Source organism: Photobacterium leiognathi (assembly GCF_030685535.1).
Classification (GTDB): Bacteria; Pseudomonadota; Gammaproteobacteria; order Enterobacterales; family Vibrionaceae; genus Photobacterium; species Photobacterium leiognathi.
On the sequence record NZ_CP131599.1, the window covers coordinates 52798 to 75518 of the forward strand.

The 22721-nt window shown below is 37.0% G+C and carries 16 protein-coding genes and 5 tRNA genes; 9 read left to right on the forward strand and 12 right to left on the reverse strand.

Annotated features, from left to right (window positions below):
* The first annotated feature begins 5 nt into the window (after positions 1-5).
* The 5 genes from Q7674_RS00255 (at position 6) to cas6f (ending at position 6067) form a co-directional block, all read left to right on the forward strand.
* Entirely contained in the window at positions 6-1391 is a 1386-nt protein-coding gene (locus Q7674_RS00255) for a DEAD/DEAH box helicase (RefSeq protein WP_045065545.1), read from the forward strand.
* 77 nt (positions 1392-1468) lie between these two features.
* Positions 1469-2647: a TniQ family protein gene (locus tag Q7674_RS00260; protein ID WP_045065547.1), complete on the forward strand. Its 1179-nt coding sequence runs from the start codon at positions 1469-1471 to the stop codon at positions 2645-2647.
* An 8-nt stretch (positions 2648-2655) separates the two neighbouring features.
* Entirely contained in the window at positions 2656-4608 is a 1953-nt protein-coding gene (locus Q7674_RS00265; protein WP_045065548.1) for a type I-F CRISPR-associated protein Csy2, read from the forward strand.
* Positions 4559-5608: a type I-F CRISPR-associated protein Csy3 gene (gene csy3, locus Q7674_RS00270; protein ID WP_305422186.1), complete on the forward strand. Its 1050-nt coding sequence runs from the start codon at positions 4559-4561 to the stop codon at positions 5606-5608. Before Q7674_RS00265 ends, csy3 begins: the two co-directional genes overlap by 50 nt.
* Positions 5609-5611: 3 nt before the next feature.
* Positions 5612-6067: a type I-F CRISPR-associated endoribonuclease Cas6/Csy4 gene (gene cas6f / locus Q7674_RS00275; RefSeq protein ID WP_272898476.1), complete on the forward strand. Its 456-nt coding sequence runs from the start codon at positions 5612-5614 to the stop codon at positions 6065-6067.
* A gap of 869 nt (positions 6068-6936) precedes the next feature.
* Here the strand turns inward: cas6f and Q7674_RS00285 are convergent.
* From Q7674_RS00285 to Q7674_RS00305, 5 genes are all read right to left on the reverse strand, one after another.
* Positions 6937-7254, reverse strand: coding sequence for a HigA family addiction module antitoxin (locus tag Q7674_RS00285; protein WP_045065551.1), 318 nt, complete (start codon positions 7252-7254; stop codon positions 6937-6939).
* A 303-nt stretch (positions 7255-7557) separates the two neighbouring features.
* Complete coding sequence (locus tag Q7674_RS00290) at positions 7558-10329, reverse strand: competence protein CoiA family protein (RefSeq protein ID WP_305422189.1); 2772 nt, start codon at positions 10327-10329, stop codon at positions 7558-7560.
* A 333-nt stretch (positions 10330-10662) separates the two neighbouring features.
* Positions 10663-11307: a hypothetical protein gene (locus Q7674_RS00295; RefSeq protein ID WP_045065555.1), complete on the reverse strand. Its 645-nt coding sequence runs from the start codon at positions 11305-11307 to the stop codon at positions 10663-10665.
* A 175-nt stretch (positions 11308-11482) separates the two neighbouring features.
* The gene (locus Q7674_RS00300; protein ID WP_045065571.1) at positions 11483-12049 is read right to left on the reverse strand and encodes a recombinase family protein; all 567 of its coding nucleotides are present in this window, start codon (positions 12047-12049) and stop codon (positions 11483-11485) included.
* Positions 12050-12268: 219 nt separating this feature from the next.
* Positions 12269-14134 carry a 3'-5' exonuclease gene (locus Q7674_RS00305; RefSeq protein WP_045065556.1) on the reverse strand — a complete coding sequence of 622 codons (1866 nt, stop codon included), beginning with the start codon at positions 14132-14134 and terminating at the stop codon, positions 12269-12271.
* Between the two features lie 180 nt (positions 14135-14314).
* Here Q7674_RS00305 and Q7674_RS00310 point away from each other — a divergent pair, with 180 nt between their 5' ends.
* The 3 genes from Q7674_RS00310 (at position 14315) to Q7674_RS00320 (ending at position 18395) form a co-directional block, all read left to right on the forward strand.
* Positions 14315-14899 (forward strand): class I SAM-dependent methyltransferase, encoded by a 585-nt coding sequence (locus tag Q7674_RS00310; RefSeq protein ID WP_045065558.1) that lies wholly within the window; start codon positions 14315-14317, stop codon positions 14897-14899.
* On the forward strand, positions 14892-17321 hold the full coding sequence (locus tag Q7674_RS00315; RefSeq protein WP_305422193.1) for a DEAD/DEAH box helicase family protein: 2430 nt from the start codon (positions 14892-14894) through the stop codon (positions 17319-17321). The genes Q7674_RS00310 and Q7674_RS00315 overlap by 8 nt, the downstream gene beginning before the upstream one ends.
* An 858-nt stretch (positions 17322-18179) precedes the next feature.
* Positions 18180-18395, forward strand: a complete 216-nt coding sequence (locus tag Q7674_RS00320; RefSeq protein WP_045065561.1) for a helix-turn-helix domain-containing protein — start codon at positions 18180-18182, stop codon at positions 18393-18395.
* 155 nt (positions 18396-18550) lie between these two features.
* Here the strand turns inward: Q7674_RS00320 and Q7674_RS00325 are convergent.
* The 6 genes from Q7674_RS00325 to Q7674_RS00350 all read right to left on the reverse strand — a co-directional run bounded on the left by Q7674_RS00325 (position 18551) and on the right by Q7674_RS00350 (position 21033).
* Positions 18551-18626, reverse strand: a tRNA-Asn gene (locus Q7674_RS00325).
* A 6-nt stretch (positions 18627-18632) separates the two neighbouring features.
* Positions 18633-18707 (reverse strand) — tRNA-Gly (locus tag Q7674_RS00330).
* A gap of 19 nt (positions 18708-18726) precedes the next feature.
* Positions 18727-18811 (reverse strand) — tRNA-Tyr (locus tag Q7674_RS00335).
* A 7-nt stretch (positions 18812-18818) separates the two neighbouring features.
* Positions 18819-18894, reverse strand: a tRNA-Thr gene (locus Q7674_RS00340).
* A 46-nt stretch (positions 18895-18940) separates the two neighbouring features.
* Positions 18941-19031 (reverse strand) — tRNA-OTHER (locus Q7674_RS00345).
* 283 nt (positions 19032-19314) lie between these two features.
* Positions 19315-21033, reverse strand: a complete 1719-nt coding sequence (locus Q7674_RS00350; RefSeq protein ID WP_023935025.1) for a chitinase — start codon at positions 21031-21033, stop codon at positions 19315-19317.
* A 676-nt stretch (positions 21034-21709) separates the two neighbouring features.
* Here Q7674_RS00350 and Q7674_RS00355 point away from each other — a divergent pair.
* Positions 21710-21952, forward strand: coding sequence for a Rho-binding antiterminator (locus tag Q7674_RS00355; protein ID WP_008988518.1), 243 nt, complete (start codon positions 21710-21712; stop codon positions 21950-21952).
* Between the two features lie 119 nt (positions 21953-22071).
* On the opposite strand, the gene Q7674_RS00360 is transcribed toward Q7674_RS00355, so the two are convergent.
* Positions 22072-22257 (reverse strand): hypothetical protein, encoded by a 186-nt coding sequence (locus Q7674_RS00360; protein WP_008988519.1) that lies wholly within the window; start codon positions 22255-22257, stop codon positions 22072-22074.
* Positions 22258-22721: the final 464 nt, after the last annotated feature.

A 22721-nucleotide genomic window follows, 5' to 3' on the forward strand; every position in this document is an offset into this window, starting at 1 on the left:
ATAATATGCTTCGATTCTGGCAAAGCGAATGTATATCTAAAGCGCTCAATCATTACAAAAATGGATATCACCATTTTCTTGCTCAAGCTACTCCTGGAGCAGGAAAAACACTGATGGCTGCTCATTTATCAGAAGAATTATTTAAAAAAAACATGATAGACCTTGTCATTTGTTTTTCACCTTCCAAAGCTGTTGCTTTAAATATTCAAGAAACATTTTCTAGCGTTTTAGATTGTTCGTTCAACGGTCAAGTAGCATCACTTGGGTGTTCAATGACATATCAATCAATGCAATACCTCCCTAATGATTTTTGGAAAACAATCTCTCGTCGTCGTGTCTTATGTATATTTGATGAAATTCATCATTGTGGAGGGAATGAAGACTCTGATACCAACAGCTGGGGGCAAACCCTCGTACATGATATTCAAAAGTCAGCGCTTTATACTCTGGCATTGACTGGAACACCTTGGCGATCAGATCGATTACCCATAAGCTTACTATCTTATACCGATCCTGAAGGACAGGTAATTTGTAATTATCAATATTCTTTAAAACAAGCAGTCAACGATTTCGTCTGTAGACGCCCGAATATCGCATTAATTGATAATGAAAAAGTCTCACTTCAAAATGAAACTGTTTCCGATAAATACAGTTCTATTAATGATCTCCTTGAGTATAGTAATGCGCATTATGCTTGTGTCCTTCATAACAATGATGCTTTAAATGCTATTATAGGTTTAGCCGTCAAAAAACTAGATACAATAAGACAAATTTCACATAAGGCAGGAGGCTTAATCGTTGCTGCTTCTATCGCGCACGCCCAAATAGTCGCTCAAATACTAGAACAACAATTTAATCAAAGCTGTGTACTTGTGACTTATAAAGAAAAGCAAGCAAATAACTTAATACAAGCATTTAAGCATAGCAATACTCAGTGGATTATCAGTATTGGCATGATTAGCGAAGGAACCGATATTCCTCGGCTCCAAGTTTGCTGTCATCTTAGCAACATCCGAACAGAACTACACTTTCGTCAAGTTTTAGGCCGAATTTTAAGAACTACAAGTTCATTAAATCAAGAAGCATGGTTGTACACATTTGCAGAAAGTAATTTGGTGAGGTTTGCGGAACAAGTCGAAATGGATATTCCTGACAGTTGTTCACGAATATCTATATCTAACAGCAGCGATTGGGTTGACAATGATTCAGGTTTTACTCAAGAACCTGAGACTCTTAACATAGAGAATAATCACTCAAATCAACCATCTAAACTTATATGGGAAAATTCTAACGAAATCAGTTCTTCCTTTGCAAATACTCGAACCGAATATTCATCGATTATATTAGGCAAATATCATACTCGGGTAATCAATGCTTTTACTTATGATTAATAAATTCAATCGTGATTATTTCCATAAGTATCTATCAATAATTAGACCTTTATTCATAGTTTAAAAGTAGGTATGCGATGTTTTTACAGAGACCCAAACCGCACTCAGATGAAAGTTTAGAGAGCTTTTTCATCAGAGTCGCAAACAACAACGGATATGAAGACATTCATCGCTTTCTCCTTGCAACAAAAAAGTACCTGCAAAATTTACAACATAATAAATTTGAAGCATTTCCTACCGATATAACCCAAATTAACCCTTACTCATCTAAAAACAATCATGGTTCAAGAGTTGCGGCGCTTCATAAAATAGCTCTCATGACGTTTAATGAGTATGCTGAGATACTCTCTTTAGCTATAAACAGAACATCATTAACCTATTCACCATCAACAACAGCTTTAGTCCGTGGAAGTGAAGTCATTCCTCGGTCATTATTGAGGTCTGACGCCATTCCATGCTGCCCAAAATGCTTAAAAGTAGACGGATATGGGAGCTATCTATGGCACTTCAAAGGCTATGATTATTGCCATAAACACCATGTTTCCCTGAAGAACACCTGCAACTGTGGTGCTAAATATGATTACCGAACATCTGGTCTAAGTGGTATTTGCCAAACATGTAATACACCACTTCCACTAAATACAAAAGATACAAACAACCCTAAAAAAATTATTGCTTTATGGCTTTCGGGCAAGAACGAAACTCTCCTCCCGGAATTACCTCAAAGCTATCGGTGGGGGTTAATACATTGGTGGACTAAGATCAGTAAACAAGAGTTTGATGCAGCTTCATTCATCAGCTTTTGGCAGCTTTGGCCTGAATCCTTTCACAATCAGATCAAAGCTAAAATAGAATACAACTTAGAGTATTCAACAAATCATCGTGATGACTTAAGAGTAAAAGATTTACTCGATGATTTATTCTTTAGTTGTATTCGATTACCTGAAAGAAATTTAAAATACAATCTCATACTCAATGAGATCCTAAGCTTTATAGATACTCATTTATGGCAAGATGATGGGTTACTAGCTAACCTAAAAATGAATGCTATTGAAGTCTGTATATTTCTTAACTGTTCACAAGAACAAGTTATATCGCTAGTTGAACAACGACTTCTTAACACCACCCGTAAATCCAAACAAAACCAACCATTACGTTTTACAGATTATCTATTCCATTTAGGCGACGTTTATTGTCTTTGGATTGCTGCATTTCAGACCGATGAGTTCAACCGTACGTTTATCATCTCGAGGTAAGTAAAATAATGATGACACTCACTGAATTGATTGAAACGTCGTCTGATATAACGAACGACCTCAGAAGAGCTTTTCGTCCACTAAGTCCACATATCGATATTACGGGAAATGAAAGCACAGCCCTCATCATTTTAGCGAATCTCACAGCTAAAACATTAAAGCAAAATAATCTACTCGATAAAGATAATTGCCTAAAACTATTGAGAGATAATGACTGGTGGTCGAGATGTATAAATACAGTTAAATTTCGACATAGCCATAACGTTAAATTCCCTAACATTATGGCTATTGGCATAATCAGGGCTCTACCAATAGGGGAGATACCTCGCTACTTATTATCTTCATCAAAGTTAGAGAAGCATGCATGGGCATATTCGAAAAATGCAAAAGACGTTAATATTTCAAGCTTTTTAACAAGTGAGTTTGTATGGCAAGGGAAGATCTGTTGTTTAGGTATATTACTTTCTGATGAGAATCATCATCTATGGGAACACTTAAAGAAACTTGGTTGTTATCAAAAAACACGTCAACTCGTAGTCAAGCAGCTCAAGAAAATACCAAAATATCATATTAACACTTCTTTAAGTGACAATTATATTAAACAGGTATCTTTCCCTGACGGAGAAGGCTCTTATTTATCGTTATCACCCGTTACCTCTCAAACGATGCAAAATGATTGCTGCATAGCACTCAATGAACAATATCGACTGAGTAAAATAATGAGAGTTAGCCGAGTTACAAATATGGGGGTACTTCCGATTAGTTGCAGTGGAGCCCTACGAATGTTAAGTCATACTGTTAACTTTGGGCTAGCTAAACATTACCAAAAAACAACGCATCATTATTGGTTAGATAAAGACTCTATTAAAGCTTTTTACGACTTTTCTGACTCATCAAACTGGCTTATGCCTCGCCGACAAAAACAAATCAAAATCGATCAGATCAAAGATACGATTGCACAAATGCTATCTCGTTGGCTAGCCTCACAAAATAATATACATCAGCATAACAATTTAGAGCTTATTCATAAACTAAACAATGAGTTATCAAAAATACAGAAACTCCGAAAATTTGCTTATGAACCGAAAGTATCAAAGCTTTTACTTGGCCAAATTGAAAAAGCAAGAAATACACAACAAACTCATACTCCACCAAATGAGCACTTCAATAAACAACTTCTTCTATTACCTAATTTATCTGTTTGTGGAGCATCTGCTTCGAGTTCATCGGTAACAATCGGAATGCCTGCAATGACCGCATTTTATGGCTTCATTCATGCCTTTGAGAGAAAACTGCAGCCAGCATTTCCTAATATTAAAATTGACTCATTTGCACTCTGTATTCATTCATTTCACCTACAAAAAAGAGGCTTAACTCGAGAGTACGTTAACAAAACGAATGGAAATATTTCGCCTCCAGCAACTCATGATGAATGGCTCTGTGACTTTAACGCAAGTTTGATTCTTAACATAACAAACTGTTCCCCATTTAATGAAAAAATGGTTTTAAGGGCAATTCCCAAAAGGCTGGCAGGAGGAAGTGTAAAAATAAGTATTAATGATATAAAAAATATCGAACTAGGTTCTAGCTTTATTAGATTAGTTGAGCGGATACCTTGTGCAGAAGGGAAATGGCTCACTCTTTCTAAAGAACCAATTCAAAGCTTTGATGACATTAGCCAACAGATCAAAAAGTCTCAGCAACACATTCCAACTAATATTGGATATCACTACCTAGAATTCCCCTGTGAAAGGCCTTTCGCCTTGAGAAAATATAAGCATGCTTTCGTTGAGCCAATCATTGGCCTAATAAAGCTAATATCAATCAATGATAGGACAAGTTTGAATGACTTATTTTGGTACCAAATTAATAAACCAAACTACACCACGATAGAAACAAGGGATAAACATAATGAAGCTACCAATTCACCTTTCCTACGAACGCTCAATTCATCCCAGTGATGTTTGCTTCTTTTCTGTTTTACCAGATGGCAACAGAGATCCATTATCATTTGTAAGCCGAAAGGTTCTCGGCCAAAAGGAAGCCGCAAAACTTGCTTACGATGAGGGTGGAAACCCAAAAAAAGCAGCAACGCCTGAAGTTTTAGCAGAAGGAAACCCACACCGAATAGACTATTGTAGTGTTCCCTCTGGCGCAGAACACATTGATTGTATTTTCTCTGTGTCATTCTCTTCAGAGCTACGCAAACCTTACAAATGCAGTGATCCTAACGTTAAGAAGACCTTAGTAAAGTTAGTTAAATTATATGAATCGAAGATAGGTTGGGAAGAGCTCACGAGCCGATTTCTTCTAAATATTACGAAAGGGCAATGGTTATGGAAAAACACAAAAAAAATGTATCGGCTAGATATAGAAATTCAACCTTGGCCTTGGAAAGAAGATCCTGTCACTTTTGAAGATATTAAAACAAACTATTGCACTTACAATGACTTCGAATCCGATACTCAATGGCAAAAGTTAAAACAACTCATAATAAATGCATTTTCCAAAGAAGACGGCCTCGCTATTTTCGAAGTAAAGGCGCGTTTAACCCTACCGACCAATGCAATACTTTACCCTAGCCAAGCATTTATAGAAAAAAACAAAAACAAAAACAATCATGAAGCGAGTCGTATATTTCAACATACCTTAATCAATGGACAAAAAAGCCCTATTATTGGTAGCTATAAAGCTGGAGCTGGTATTTTCATGATTGATGACTGGTATCCTGATGCTGACGAACCAATACGTATTGGGCGATTCGGTGTCCACCACCAAGATGTAACGTGTTACCGCCATCCGTCCACTGAACAAGACCTTTTTTCTATATTAATGCAGGCTGATCAATATATAACTTTGCTCTCTAGCAAAAGAAAACTGCCTGAAAAGAAAATAAATGAACTGCACTTTTTAATGGCTAATCTTATTAAAGGCGGGCTATTCCAACACAAAGGAGAGTAAGTTATGAATTGGTATTATATTTCAATTCACTTTATTTCAACTCACTGTAATAACGAGGCTCTTGCAGCTAAATGTATAAAAATACTGCACGGATTTAGCTATCGTAAAGAAATACGTTCAATTGGTATCTCTTTTCCTAATTGGTGCGAAGAAACTGTAGGAAATAAAATATCATTTGTTAGTACAGACAAGATTATTCTGGAGTCCTTAGTTAAGCAAAAATACTTCATTGAGATGCACAATCTTGGCTTTTTCACCATATCAGAAACATTAGTTGCCCCAACTGATTGCGATTTTGTATCTTTTAAACGTTATCAAAAGATTGATAAATCATCGGCAGCAGGGTTTAACCGGAAAATTCAAAGACTAGCTAAAAGAGCAAAAGCTAGAGGTGAAGAGTTCGATTTCACGAAATATAACGTACATAAACAATACGATTTAAAATCTATCACTCATTGAAAGAAGAGAGCAAAAGTAAAGGAAAAGATTTCAGATTAAATATCCAGAAAACAAATGAAGTAAACCTAAACGATATACCTCTTTTTAGTAGCTACGGATTGGCAAACACAGATAACTCAATACAGTCAGTACCTTTTGTTTAGCTATTTGAACTACCTAACATAATGTCTTGAATATAGTATTTTATCTGACAACAGACTAGAAAAAGCTATATTTTAAAAGTTAAAACAAACTGCCGAATAGGTAGCTGACAAACAAATAAAAAATATTTTTCGACCTCCAAACGGATTACTGCCGAATAGGTAGATATTTAATAGCAGAGGCTTTATTACGTAATTTGTTAGAGCCAAATCAGGAAGTAACGTTCTGATCTGCTATATTAGTTAATCATCATAGCCTTATGACGAACCCTTGTTACAAAATAACAAACTGTGAACAATACTACAAAATCCTAATCAACAACGGCTCACTCACGTTTGAATTGATGTCTCTATGTCATTAATAGTGTTACAAAGTTTTATTGATTCTGTATTCTAAATTACGGTCTTTGGAGTTGACGAACATCCTTAGCCCCCTTCAAAGCAAATTTAATTACTTTAAAAAGTACGCTAATTCAGTCCCGACATATTCCCTTGGTAGTTAGCATAATGACAAAGTCGCTTGGTAATTACGATACGACAGAATCGCTTGGTGATCACACAAAGCAAACCATGATTCTTAAAACGCTTTGAGGCAAAAACTGCTTAGATTATTTGCTCTATTTCGGTTAGCAGATATTAGGAAAAGTAAGGGTGATACTCGGTATAACCTTTGATGATATTTCCATTATTTACTTATATAAGGTGGCTTGGGCTTGTCCAACAATTCGGTTATGTGCGTAGTTCGATATCTTGCACTGAACACAGAGGCTTTACTAATTTTGCTTCGTCTTGATAACGATTTCTAGCCTCCCAAAGATCAACTGCGTGTTGGATATTAAGCCAAAACTCCGGAGTATTACCTAACGCAGCAGAAAGCTTAATTGCAAGTGGGACTGTCAATGTACCACCATTAATCAAATTACTGATCGTGTTGCGGTGAACACCCATGGCCTCTGCTAGAGTTTTAGATGTAACTCCCATTGGGTCTAAAAACTCAAGTTTAAGCATTTCACCTACACAAACTGGGCGACGCTCAGTTCTACTCATTCCCTTTAACCTCAATATTTATGAAAGTCTATTCAGTGCTTCTGCCACACCGTAAACCCACTGAAAAATAAACAATACTATTTGTTTACTCTTATCTAGAATATATCTTTCAAGCTCCCTGAAAGATGTTCAGTTGTCACACTTTTCCTAGATAGCCATGTTGATAAAACCTAAGTTTCGATCTTTATTGTTACAATTGGATTCTGACACCCATAATAGAAACGAGCTTCGGAAGAAGAAAAGTTTCAATCTTTAATGTACACCCACAACTACGGCAATAGCTTGCCGTAGTAAATTTGATCGTCATTGATCATTAATGGTTGAAGTGTAAAGTTCGCTAATCGCACTCAACTTTGACTCTAATATCAACTTAGTTGAGTTACTTAAATGCCTTTCATTAAGGATCTTGATATTACGTTTTAACTGCCCGTATGTGCCATTAAGGTTTAATTTAACGCCTTTGTTAGTTACATAAAGAGAGCAATAACGACGTATATCACGTTCCTGATGCCTGATTTGCGTTAAAACTGAAGCATTGTGATCACGTTGCTCTCTATTAACATTCTTATCACCATTTTTGCCTCGCACATTCTCCTTTTGCGACCATGATGGTGATAATAATGACTCAGCCTGCCTGCAAAGAGAGTACCACCTAGACCGTTTTAACCTTTCATCTAGCGCTTGAAACCCATAGTGTTTAACGTAACTAAGTAGTGATTCTCGCTCTAATTGAATGGCGTGAAGATCTGTTACATTCTTCTCTCTCTTCCTTATCGCAGCATTAAGTAACTCTAATTTATCGGTTAATGCATCAAACTCGGATGCAAGTTTCAGATCAGCGTCAGACTTAAACATTCCAAATATCGACCAGTATTCATCTACCAACTGCTTACAAGAGTTTTTATCTGTGTAATTGAGATACGATACATCGCTATCGATAGAACAATCAGTGCTATCAAGATAGTCATTAATCTTTCTCGATATTATTATCGCTTCTTCGTTATGTAAGAGCGCAAGATCAAACCGTTGCATCACGTTACCAGATGAGAGTTCAAGATTTTTCAGAACAAGGTAGAGTTCGTGAAGCCGCTTTAAAGAAGTTAAAAACTCTTCCTTTTGAGCATTAATCTTCTTTAATCTTTCTTCGTGCCATCGCCTTTCTTGTAATAAGCTGTTTTCCTTAGCGACGAATTTAGCAGTAATATCTGTATGATGATTTTTGGCTTTGTTAAGCGATTTTTGGAGCCGTTCAACTGTTCGTTTTTCAGCGGTATATCGAACATCAGAGAGGCGGCCTTTTGCTCGGTCTAACTCAGGATCCAAACTGCGTAATAAGGTTAGCGCTTGAGTTATTTCACCTTGCTTCATTTGCTCAATATCATCTATTGACATGCAACTTAGTGGCTTAATACGAGATGAAAAGCCGTGAAGCAAAGAACGGACTTTTCTAATATCCGTCGTAAGATCATGACGAAAAGAGCGTGTAATAACCTTGTCTATCTTTTGGTTTAAATGGGCAACAATAGCTGATGTTCTGCTACTTACTAATGTGAAATCCAGATCAGACCTCAACTCATTAGTTTGGGCTATATGCTCCTGTGGTAGATACTCAAAACAGCCAACACGACGTTCCAGCTTACGCAACGTCAACAAAGCATGTGAGGTCTTTACCCTTTGTTGCTTGAGTTGATTTAAGCCCTCTATCCCTGTGTTGAGTTCAGTGTAAAACTCCCCCATAGAAATAAATTGAGAGGTGATCTTTAAATTAGGGATGCAATTGCCTAGTCGCCTGAGATTCTCAAAATCAACTTGCTTAAACTTTCTTAATGGTACGAGTGTGAGCTTGCGACGAAGATTTCTTGCCGTAAGTAAGTTGGCTGCAGCCTTAGAACGGGAGTAACTAAGGTTCTTTCCAGCTCTTGAGCAATAGCTTTGCAGCCGTAAAGATAGGGTATTAACTCGCTTTTGAGTGCGATTATTTTGAAATTCAAAGTTAACTAGTTTGTCTCTAACAGCTTTAAGCGCAGTAAGAATAGAGTCAGGGGTATCTTTGTAGCTAAGATGAGTTTTACAGTAATGATAAGCCTTTCTAAGTCGTACTAAGTGGTAAGCAACGTCATTTCTATAATTGATCAAGTTTGGCTTTGTATCTACAGCAAATGGTAATCGTTCATTTGGAGAGAGTGACATTTCTGAAATAGAGACTTCCTTTGATGAAAACTCAACGTCAAATTCGTTATCACTTATTTTTTTGATAACAGGGTACTTAGCTAAAACGGTCAGTTCGCCATTCTTGTTAGTTGCCGTTAATTGATTTTCACCGAAGTAAAAAACATTGTTGGCGGCTCTATGCTGCCCTCTAATAGCGAGATATGAATTATTTGAGCCGAACATAATGTAATCTTCAACAGCAGCACTATTAATTCCATTATCTACAGGGAATAGCCATAATAGGTTAATACCCTGTTTTCTAAAGAAAGCCTCACGGCTATAGGCAACATAAGTCGTAATCCAGCTACGATAGAACTCTACTGCCCATTTGTTAGCTTGTTGGTCCTCAAAGTAAATATCCGGCTTTCTGCGTGTGTTAACTTCATCATCATTAGAAAATATGAAATGGCTATTGATAATACTTTGAGATAAGACAGACTTACTACGCTCTAACTCAGAGATAACATCGTACTTACTATTAGTTCGCCACTCATTCTCTTTGTCAGAACAATAACTCTTATACAGATCATTACAAGCACCCGTATAGAAAGGGCAAGAGCTAATCTTTTCAATATTACTGTCTTTAGCGTGCTTGTTGTGACAAAAAGCGTAAGTAAATTGTTCTTTACTGTCTTTTTCTCCAGTATTTCTTCTGCCATAAAGCGGGGAGTTGCAGAAAGAACAGCGTAGATAATGCTCATCGTGATCATGTTTTGCTTTGTTGATGTTAGCTAGGATTTCCTGATACTTAACATCAGTTGGCTTGAATGGGTTTTCTAGCAGTCGCCCAACAGTTGTTACTTTTTTGGGGTTACCATAAAACACCTCCCACAATGGCAAGCTAACTACATTAATCACTGACACCGTTTCTCTCCTAAACTAACTAGCTTGCATTGCATCTACACACATACAACGAGAACAGCATTTTATTCCTTCGCCAGCAAAAAAGTAATAGATAGCGAGATAAATTGAGTTTTAAAAAAGGTATTTGTGTCAGCGGTAATTGCTCTAACACATTTTTTGGACAAAAGTTTGTTAGATAGCCAGCTCTATTCAGGCTAGTTGATATTAGGAAAAGTATTGGTAACGTCTTCACAAAGTACCTTTAGGGTACAAAAAGACCGCCACTGTGGGCGGTCATTTAACAATAAAGCTATTTATGCGTACTAACAAACCTAACACGTTATTATACATTTTCTACAACCGACCCGGGGATGTTAGTGAACTCCATGTTATGCCCTCTTTAAACATATGATTAATATCGTATGTTTCATCAAGACCAAACATCATCGTCCAAGCCATAAAAAGAAAGCTATCGGGAAAAGACGACAATCGTTCAAACTCAAAGCTGTCAATTTTGATATTGGCAAGCTCAGTTTTGGTTTCAGCAGGTTCAATTACCAAGTGAAAAACCAAAGCATATATAAACGAGTTATCATAGACATCGCCTTGTGCCGCATATCGCACATGAAGCTTAATAGGAATGCCGACGCTTTGTTTCTTTACTTTTTGTACATTTTTAAATTTTAAGCCCGCCTTGAGCTTAGTTACTAACTCATGGTCTAACTCAAATAATCCATCACCAGAAACATAGTCTTTTGATGCAAGAAATTCTTCTGGATATACAATCTCTGCTGACAGCAAGTGCTTTTCGCCACTTACGGTTCTTAACTTAACTAATTGACTCATATGAGGGATAGTTTCACTAATTACTACTACTTTCTGCGCGTTATGATAACTTGCCTCAACATATTCCTGATTACTACATGAAGTTTGTAATGCAAGCAATGAGACCAATAATGCAACGATCTCTACAACTTTATTCTTCAAGGTTTCTAGCACCTAATCCTCCAAAATGTATAACAGTATATTAATAAGCATTCTTACTTTCGCGCAAAAAAACTGTTCATATATACAGTAAATATAACTAATCCAAAATCACGTTAATACGATATGAATGAGTATTTGATCTAACACATTTCGGGGCAAAAAATACGTAAACCTAACAATTAGGGATCTATTTGTTCCAATGCCTTTTTACTGTTGCTATTCCTAGACCTAATTCTTCAGCTACTTCTTTTTGCGATAGACCTTCAGCTTTTTTTTCTTTTACGATCATTGTTGTACCAATAGCCTCTGGTCTTCCCAGCTTTTTGCCCTGCATTTTTGCCCGTTCGATACCTTCTTTTGTTCGCTCTCTTATTCTATTTCTTTCAAACTCAGCAAAAGCTGCGAACATTTGCAGCATTAACTTTCCTTCAGCACTTGATAGGTCAGCAACGGGAAGATCTAAACAAACAACACGAATTTTTTTATTCGTTAATAGATTAATCGTTTTTTGAACATCTATATTATCTCGTCCCAAACGATCTAATTTTAAAACAACTAGTATATCGCCAGCTTCCATTTGATGATCGATGAGCGTCTTAAACTTGTTGCGTTTCAGTGCTTCAATTGAACCTGAAACAGTTTCACTTACTACACGGTTATCAGAAACTTGATAACCTTTCTCACGTATAGCAATGATCTGATTTTCTGTATTTTGTTCTGTTGTTGAAACCCTACAATAAGCAAAAGTTCGCATCGACATAAAACTCCATTCTAAGCGGTATCATTAAAGGTGGCATCAGATAACTTTAGTATCATAAACTCATAACTCTATTTTTATGATGCTCTTTTAGATAGCTATAACATGGCATCATTAAATGGATGTTTTTTGATACCAACAGAACAAATCAACTTTAATACTTTTTAGCAATTATGCTTAATTTCATCGTAGGTAAAGACTGAACCTGATTAATTCCTACCCTATAGCCTTCTTCGCTATTTTTTCAAAGCTTTCACTTAATTCATTTTCTTTATGGTAAGTCACAAGCAGATGTTTCATCGCTCGTGTAAATCCAACGTATAATAAACGAACAATTGAAGATACATCTTCAGCGTCCTGATAATGATGACTACTGTCTATGATCACGACAGTATCAAACTCAAGCCCTTTACTACTATGAATGGGTAAAATAGCTAACTGATTCTTTTTAGGATCATACTTTTTCTTATAGTCAGACTTCGCTAACCAAATACAATCAACTCCTGCTTTTTTTAATGCATCAAATGCTTTTTTACCCATATAACTACTCGGATACAAAATAGCTATATTTTGTAATAACCGCCCGTCAGCAATCCATTTATTAACGCACCTTACTAGGAAGTGAACCTCTGATTCAGCGTCCGTAAACTGGCGTACAATTGGGTTATCTCCGGAAATTCCTGCGGCTTCTGGTTTAATCACGGGTATATCATCATGATCAGCTTGTTCAAAATACGTTTGAGCAAACTGATATGAGAATTTCAGTATCTCTTGAGTATTACGATAGTTTAATTTTAAGATCGTTGTACGACCTTGTGCTTGAATACCAACACTAGACAATGAAAAATTAAGCCCATTTTTATGCTTATAAATAGACTGAGCATCGTCATATAACAACAATAATGAGTTCGTGTCAGGATCAACCATCTGCGTAATCAACTTTAGCCAATCAGCTTCAAAATCATGTCCTTCATCAATTAAAACGGCACCATACTGCGCTCTAGGTATATCACCCTTATCAACCCCAGCAATAACGCTATCAACTTGCCTTTCCCAAACAGCATTATCACCATCAACTAACTTGACGTGATAAGTACGTAATTGTTGTCCACACCAATCATGGAAATGGTAAACCTGTACTTTGTGCTCTATTTCTTTATCTCGTATAAAACTACGTAATTTTGATGCCAATGTAATATTGAAACACAATACCAATATTGGTTTGTGCAGTAAGGCGGCCAAGTGAAGACAACGATAGCCTAATATGAGTGTTTTACCTGATCCTGCGACGCCATGAATAACTCGGTGTCCTTCACCTAAGCTTCGAGCCAACTGTTCTTGCTGGATATCCATAATTTTAATGATATCAGGCATATTTCCTGAAAAATTCTCATGCTTAAATTCAAAATCATCTTCCTCAAATAACGATGCTTGATCCGATGACTGAATACGTATTTCAGGGTAAAGATGCCACCTAATACGATCTATTTGAGGAAGTGTTAATTGATTAGGAAATGTATAGTTAAACATCTCCCATAATTGACTCTGGAATACTTCTATATCCACACTCTCAGTCATTTCATCTTTACAAATAACCAAATGTGGCTGTAAGACAGTATCTTGCGCGTCAAGGGGAATAGCATCATTTAATTGTTTGCGAGTAATATTTGTTAATACCACGCCATAACCATAGGGAAATACTAATGAACCTTTATATTTTCCTTCATGATTAATTAATTGCAGATCAGATTTTAGTTTATTTAATACCGTGTAGGTGCACTGTCTAACCTGCTCTAAAGGATTCGCTTTTCGCTCTAATCCTTTATCCGTATGCAATGTAACTTGGGTGCTAGTAAGATCTGAAATTGATGATAATTTCCAATCTTTGACTTCCAGAAAAAGTAAACCACGATCAGGGTGCAATATAATGAAGTCAGGATAACGACGCTTTTTTCCTACAGGAATATCAAACCAGCACAGATAATCATCTTCTAAGTGACTTTCAAGTCGACGAGCAAAGCGCTTTTCTCCCGATGTCATTTTTTTTAGGCATGTGGTTAATGCAGGGATCAAAATAGCCATACTCGTACTCAATTACACGTTCAATATTAACTAGCGAAAAATACCGTATAAGAGTCAGTATGAATATGATATAAAACACAAATTCGCTATTTGATAGCTTATTTACGATGCAGTCCTCATTTATTAATAAATTGAGCGTATTATTAGCCTATAACCACGTTAACGCCGATTAGGATTATTATGTCGATTGATTTCTACAACAACCATGCTGATGATTTTTACCAATCCACCGTCGACGTTGATGTAAGCCCATTACTCGACCGATTTATTCCTTATCTTCCAATATCTGCACATATACTCGATGCAGGGTGTGGCTCAGGTCGTGATAGCAAAGCCTTTCTCAAACAAGGTTTTCAAATAACAGCCATCGATGCCAGTAAAGCGTTAGGGCAAAAAGCTGAAAATTTAATTCAGCAACCAGTAGAAATCACTACGTTTCAAGACTTTGAAACAACGGATAAGTTTGATGCTATTTGGGCATGTGCATCACTGTTACATGTGCCATCACATGAGTTAAATGATGTTTTTAAAAAACTATCAAACTGTTTGGTTGATGGCGGCATTTTCTATTGCTCATTTAAGTACGGTGACGATGATATAGAAAGAAATGGGCGTTCATTTACTAACTGCGATGAAAATAGGTTAAGCAAATTTATCACCAACGCATCGCTTTCAATCAAAGAGACATGGATAACTGGCGACTTGCGCCCAGGACGTGAAGATGAAAAATGGCTGAATGTTATTTTGGAGAAAAATAATGACTGATAGTATTTCTCTTTACTCTGACCACAACCTAACCGTTGGATCTCATCACGATCCACTTTTAGATAAACTCGTTACTGCCATTAATCATGCTTCGACTATTGAGATCTCAGTCTCTTTCATTATGAAGTCAGGCCTTGATTTACTTTTTGATGCTTTATTGGATGCGCTTAATCGCGGCGCTGAACTACGTTTATTAACTTCAGATTATTTATCTGTCACGCAGCCTGTCGCACTTAGAGAATTAATGCTGCTAGTTGATAAGGGTGCAAATATCCGTGTTTTTCAGTGTGAAGGTAATATCAGCTTTCACCTTAAGTCCTACATTTTTATTAAATCCCATCATGATAAAATTGAGCAAGGGTGTGCGTGGGTTGGCTCAAATAATATGAGTAAGATGGCCTTAACTCAAGGTCATGAATGGGCATTACGTTTAGATTACGAACAACCTGATCATTCAAAAGCTGCACTTGAGTTTCATCATATTCGTCAACAGTTTGATCATCTCTTCGCTAACTCTCTAACACATTCATTATCACATGAATGGATAGATATATATAACACACGCTATAAGAAACAAAACCCGCATTTTATACACCTAATAACAACTGAAGCTGGGTCAGAAGTAGACACTTTTGTACCTAACAGTATTCAGACAGAAGCGCTGCTAGCCTTAGAACAAACTCGCTTAAATGGTCATCAACGAGGATTAGTCGTATTAGCAACTGGAATGGGTAAGACTTGGCTGTCAGCTTTTGACGCCAAACAAATGAACGCCAAAAGAGTCTTATTTGTTGCTCACCGAGAAGAGATCTTATTAAAAGCTGAACGTACTTTTATACAACTTAATGAGAATATAAGAACGGGACGCTACAATGGCACATCGAAAGATACTGAAGCCGACTACCTTTTTGCATCGATTCAAACTATCGGTCGCCAAGAGCATCTTGCCTTATTTGATAAAAAGCATTTTGATTATGTGATCGTAGATGAATTTCATCATGCTAGTTCATCAACCTATCAAGCATTGTTAGCCTATTTTGAACCTGCTTTTTTACTAGGATTAACCGCAACACCAGAGCGCTCAGATCAAGCAGATATTCTCTCATTATGCGATAACAATCTAGTATTTGAGCGAAATCTTGTTCAAGGTATTGATGATAAAATATTAGTACCATTTGATTATTTCGGCATTTACGATCAATTCGTCAATTACCAGGAAATACCGTGGCGAAATGGTAAATTCGATCCAGCTGCATTAGACACAGCCTTTGCGACTCAACAACGCGCACAACACATTCTAAAGCACTGGAAAGAAAAGAAGCTAACACGAACTCTTGCCTTTTGTATTTCAAAAAAACACGCTGACTATATGGCGAATTTTTTCTGTATCAATGGATACAAAGCTGTTGCCGTATACAGCGATTCTGCAGTGCCGCGTAATGAAGCCTTAACAGCATTACAAAATGGTGTTATCGATATTATCTTTTCAGTTGATCTGTTTAATGAAGGAACAGATATTCCATCAATAGATACGATATTGATGATCAGACCAACAGAATCCAAAATTCTATTCTTACAACAATTAGGACGTGGTTTACGACAATCAAAAGAAACTCAAAAAGATAAATTATTAGTGCTCGATTTTATTGGTAATCACCAATCATTTTTAACTAAACCTTCGGCGCTACTTGATATATCAAGCACACGAGAGATCGCTAAACGTTCAGCTAAACTAATCACGCTTACTGATGGCTGTTTTATCAACTTTGATCCTGAATTAACACAATTTTGGCAAGAGCTTGCCAGCCGTTACAAAACCACCAGTATTGATGAGTACAGAGAACTAAAAAACATTTTAGATCATCGTCCTACCGCTACAGAGTTTATGCAAGCTAATTACAGGTTAGATAAGGTCAAACAACAACATAGTAGTTGGTTTTCATTAGTTGCCACAGAAGAGCAAACACCAGAACTGGTACATTTGGTCAAACACTACGGAGAGTTTCTGCATAAAGGCATTGCTCAAACGTCCATGACAAAGTGCTTTAAAGCTATCTTACTTGAAGCTTTTTTAAATTTAGACGGCTTCACAATACCACCGACTACAGAAGTATTAGCTGAGCAAAGCTTACTCGTGCTTAATCGTTATCCTGAATTAAAAGAAAAAGATGTTGCAAAAGCAGAACAGCACTGCCAACCAACAGATTATCGATGGCATCAATATTGGTTAAAAAACCCGATAAAAGCATACACAACAGCGAATAAAAATGGCGAACAATGGTTCTCTATTATTGACGGCAGGTTTACTGCTAATTTCAATGTTGAACAAGAAGATAAACAACAATTACATGAAGCTGTAAAAGAATTGGTTAATTTACGATTAGCTCAATATGTACAAAGATGTACCAAGGCTCAGATTTAACCCTCTTTTTATCGTAAAATAACCTCATGAAAAATATAAACTTTTTTAGTACGATTAAAAATTAGGTTTTTATTACGTTTAAGACTTAACCTTTTAATTCATTTAATCTATTTTTAATTATGTAACAGTTAACTGCCGAGTAGGTAGCTGATAAGTAAACTTCAAGTTAGGGCGTAGTGCCGACACCGTTAACTGCCGAGTAGGTAGCTGAAAATTTACTCACCATTGCTCATTTATCTGACATTGGGATGACTGCCGAGTAGGTAGCTGATAAGAACTAGCGAATGCACTTGAACGCGATATAATAGATTACTGCTGGATAAAATTACTCATTCACAAGTCGTTCTAAAGGAGCTATTACTGCATCCCGAAAGGAAAGCATAAAAGCTCCTAACATTCCCAATGAACACAAGCCCCTTCCAAAAACTATTACTTAATACCTATCCCTGGACATATATAAATAAAATGACGATAAATGTATAAATACAAAACCTATGTAAGTAATTTTCTTTCATATAATCTGAAGATGTATGAACTCTTTCACAAACTTTTCAACTTATAGTTGTTTCTAGTGATTTCAACATATGGTTGTTTTTTATTATCTAACTGAATTTAAATAAATATAAATTTTTAATTTATGGTTGTTTCAACAGTTCACGGATGACACGCTCATCATATTTGATACGAGCTGCTAGCTCTGCTGTTGTAAGATAGGTATTGTCCATCGTACAATCTCCTATAACTCGATTTGGTTTACAAAAAGCTTAAATGCTCTCCTACAGAACAAAATGTAACACAATATTGACCTATTGCAACCATTTTTAACCTATAGGAGACTATTTTTATCAGGAGAAGAGCATGCTGAAGTGCCATTTATCTAAGCTAATGGGCGAAAAAAGATTAAAAATTTCTGATATATCAAGAAATACGGGAATAAATAGAGGCACAATCACACGTTTATATAACGAAACAGCGACACGAGTTGATCTTGAAGTCATTGAGCAGCTTTGCGATTACTTAGATATTACGGTAGGTGAGTTGTTTGAAATCCAGAAAGACAGCGAAACTGATTAGATTATCTAATAACGAAAGTGCTAACCGATGAGATAATGATTAAAGCCTACGAAAAATGGTGGTCACTGATTTGGTCACCGTTTGGTCACCGAGCATTTTTAAGTGATTTTTTACAGACGTAAAAAAGCCCGCAATTGCTTGCGGGCTTTTCTATTTGGCTCCTCCTGCTGGACTTGAACCAGCGACATACGGATTAACAGTCCGCCGTTCTACCGACTGAACTAAGGAGGAATTGTTTGGAGCAGGCAGCGGGAATCGAACCCGCATCATCAGCTTGGAAGGCTGAGGTAATAGCCATTATACGATGCCTGCTTTGCATTACAGCAAAGAATGGTGGTGGGGGAAGGATTCGAACCTTCGAAGGCAGTGCAAGCAGATTTACAATCTGCTCCCTTTGACCACTCGGGAACCCCACCGAAATAATGGTGCCGACTACCGGAGTCGAACTGGTGACCTACTGATTACAAGTCAGTTGCTCTACCTACTGAGCTAAGTCGGCACAAAAATTTCGTTTTATCATCAAGCCAAAGCTTAACAATTAAATATGGCGGAGAGATAGGGATTTGAACCCTAGATACGCTATTAACGTATGCCGGTTTTCAAGTACAGTGCTTTCAACCACTCAGCCATCTCTCCTAAGTGCGAAGAATAATATCGACCTAACTTGCTGCTGTAAAGGGAAAAATTCGAAAATAAGTTTAGGTAGTCACTTTTCAACCAAATATCGATATCTTACTCAAAAAAACAACTACAGCCTTGATTATAAAAAATATTTATTGTTGCTATCTCCTTCAACAATAATGATATTCCGAAACAAAATTTTAAATACTCTGTCCATGATATGGGCTCATAAATAAAACACCCCGATAGCAACGCTTCGGGGTGTCGTTAGTTAACTATTTATTCGAATGAAAATAAATTAAATTTGTTTCCAAGGATCTCCAGCATCAGGTTTATTTCCTGTCGTCCACCATTTCGCTTGGTATTCACTACCTTGATAGCTTACCTTGTCGCCACCAACGTAGATTGCACTTGCATCCCATGCTGGCGAGCCTGTTACAGGCGGATCCACAGGTTCTACAGGATCGACTGGCTCAACTGGGTCGATAGGTGGTTCTACAGGATCAACCGGGTCAACAGGATCTACTGGTGGCTCTACAGGGTCAACCGGATCTGGCGTTACAGGAGTACCACTTTCTAGAGCCCAAGGGCCGCCACTTGCAGGGTTATCGCCTTGTGTCCACCACTTGGCTTTATAGACAGCACCTTGATAACTCACTTTATCGCCGCCAACATAAACTTTATTGCTTTCCCATGTAGCAACGCCATCAACTGGTGGGTCTACAGGATCAACTGGCTTGTCTGTGTCTGGTAATTTATCAACCACACGAACATCCGGCCAATTGGCGTGTGAGCCATAGAAGTTTTCTACACATTTTTCGTAGTCACCTTCAACTAGCGCAGAATAAGCCGTTTGGAAACCGACTAACTCACACTCAAATGAAACACCACCCGGGCGATCTGAGTAATATTTCCAGTTTGCATCCCAGTTGGTATAAAGCACATCGGTTGCACCATTAAGGTTTAAACTTCCGTAGGGTGTTTGCTGCCAACAGGTATTTTTCTCATCAGCAGCAATCGCAATTTCGTAATGCTCTGCTAAGCCTTCCCAGTAACGAATACGGTTAACAGGTTGACCTTTGTCTTTATTCTGCTCACCACATTCAATACCACCATTGATCACGTTAATAGTCGTACCAAAGCCATAGGTAATACCCGCATCTAATTCACGTTGTGATGGTTTCCAAGTACGGTCAATCACGTGCAACATGGCAGGTTTTGGCGCTTGCGGTGTTAAGAAGAACCAGATGGCAGAAGCGAGGTTTAACCAAGAATCGGCGACTAAACCTGGATCATTCAGTAACACAGTTGCATCACCGTCAAACATCACTTCAGAGAAGGCACCATAGTTAAAGTGATAAGAAAGCTGTTTTGCGCCTCGTCCAAAGTAGCCCTGACCATCAGAACACGGCCAACGTTTGTTTTGCCAATCGTTTTGTCCACAGCCTGTGGTATAACCCGCTTGACCTTCAGACCACCCCATTTCACGCACATGCACTAGTGCTTGCTGCCACTCTTCCAGTGCTAGTGGGTTATCTGAGTAGTTGTCTTTACTAATATGACCGCCTGTTTCTTGCGAAAAGTGAGCAAAAGCCGTCACGATAGAAGTTTTACAAATCTTGTCAGCATCTCGACCATCGGTGTAGTCGCCACAGAACGCAGGGAATTTACCAATCGCACGTAAGAAACGAGTATAGGTATATTCAGGTGCCGCCATTTGAGTTAGGAAGTTCCACTCAGTTTCAGGGAACACGCGCTCAACGCGTTTTACGTTATCAGGGTTGGTTGCAGCATCAGGATAGATAGCTTCTACAACAGTATTAGGGCGAGTCTCTAAAGCTTTGGCCCATACGTCATACATAGGATCGGCAGTTTTAGCATCTTCTGCTGCTTTAATCTCTGAACGCTCAATAATATAACCGCCCGGATTTTCAGGATCTGGCTGAGGATTCATGGCATAACTGCTTGTTGCAGTGAAACCCGCCAGCAGTAACGCTATTGGAGTTATTTTCGTCATTATTAATTCCTTTTAGAATACGATTTCGCTATCTTTCAGAACTAAAATAAGCCTTAAATACCAACCAAACTGCTTAATAAGAGTAACGCTATATATTTTAATGTTTAAAAACTCATTTTAGTTATCAATATATATAAGCGATACATTTTGAGCGGCAATTTTTAAATGTTAAAAGCGTGTTATGAGACGTACTTTTATGTACCTTGCAATAATGGCACAACTTTAATACTCACCAATATCACACTCTACACAATTATTTATAACATCATGGTGATACAAATAGTCTACGTTACTATTGATTTAGATTTATAATTCAAAAGACAGGAAACACAAGCAAGTAATTGATTTTATTTGTAAATAAAACACACCAAAACAATCCAATATACAACAAAACTAATAAAAACAAGCTTCACATTACAAATCGAGAACCAAGATCACTACTATTTTTTTGAACCACTATCGCTATAGTTTCTCGCTCATAAAACAATAAATAATTATATTAGTAATATAGAAAGATGATCAGTGCGATTATTTACAAAGTAATAGTCTGTAAATAATAGAGGAACATTGAGCTGACACGTAAAAATACAAAATAATACGCGCAGATTTTGAATGGGCTTAATACAAACAGTAATCTAAAATAACTATTATTAAGAAATCGATAGGAGCAATTATTATGATAAGTTGTCATCAGCACGATTACATTGAAATTGCCTGTATGCTCCACCTAAATATCAGCCTTACTTACAGAAATGGTGAAACCGTAACGGGTATTGCGCAAGATACTTGCTATAACGCTCAACGTGAAGAATGTATTGAGCTAAGAGTGGATAATGCGGTATCGACTATCGTGTTAGATCATCTTGCTTCTATGCATGCCAATACAGCAAACCCGCATTTTGATACCATTAATTTTTAAATTTACATTGTAAATAATGGCTAAAAATCATCTAAAGAATAAAGAAAAAGGAGACTCAATTGCTTGAGTCTCCTTGTATTTAGTTAAAAAACTTAAATATACCGTTTAACATATTTAAGTTATTTATAGGTAAATGACATCTCACCATCTGAATCAGTATAAAGTGCAGCTTTTGATTGTTTAATTAACTGTGCAGCGTATGAAGGAGTAACAGCACGTAATTCGCCTTTAGCTGAAACAAACTCACCTTCCCATGCAACATCACGGTATTTACCAGCTTCTAAAATTTCTACTACTACTTTCATAATTACTGCACCTTAAATCAAAATATTAAATAGCGACGGAATCGTATGCCCCGTTGATGTTTTTAATTTAGCAAGTTTCGATTATTTGTCATCATAGTAAAAATGAAACGTTAGTTATTCATAAATGGAGCATTAAGAAAAACTGAACGAAATGCTTAATTAGTTTCAATTCTTGTTTATATAATCACTTATCCCACAACACCGAAGTTTTAACATAACCAATTGAATATTAATAAATAAATCGACATCACATTGTTTCAATAGCATTATAAAAAATACGGTTAAATCGGGTAAATAATCAATTCACTTGTATGTAATAGGTGTTTTCATTGATGAATAAAATGCAAGATTGCATTTATGATCTTTTCAATAACCCATTTTTGGTCTTCGCCTGTGCAATATCGGTCTTGATGCTGAGTAAGAAATAAAAAGGGCAACCTCAGTTACCCTTTCTTATGCTCAAA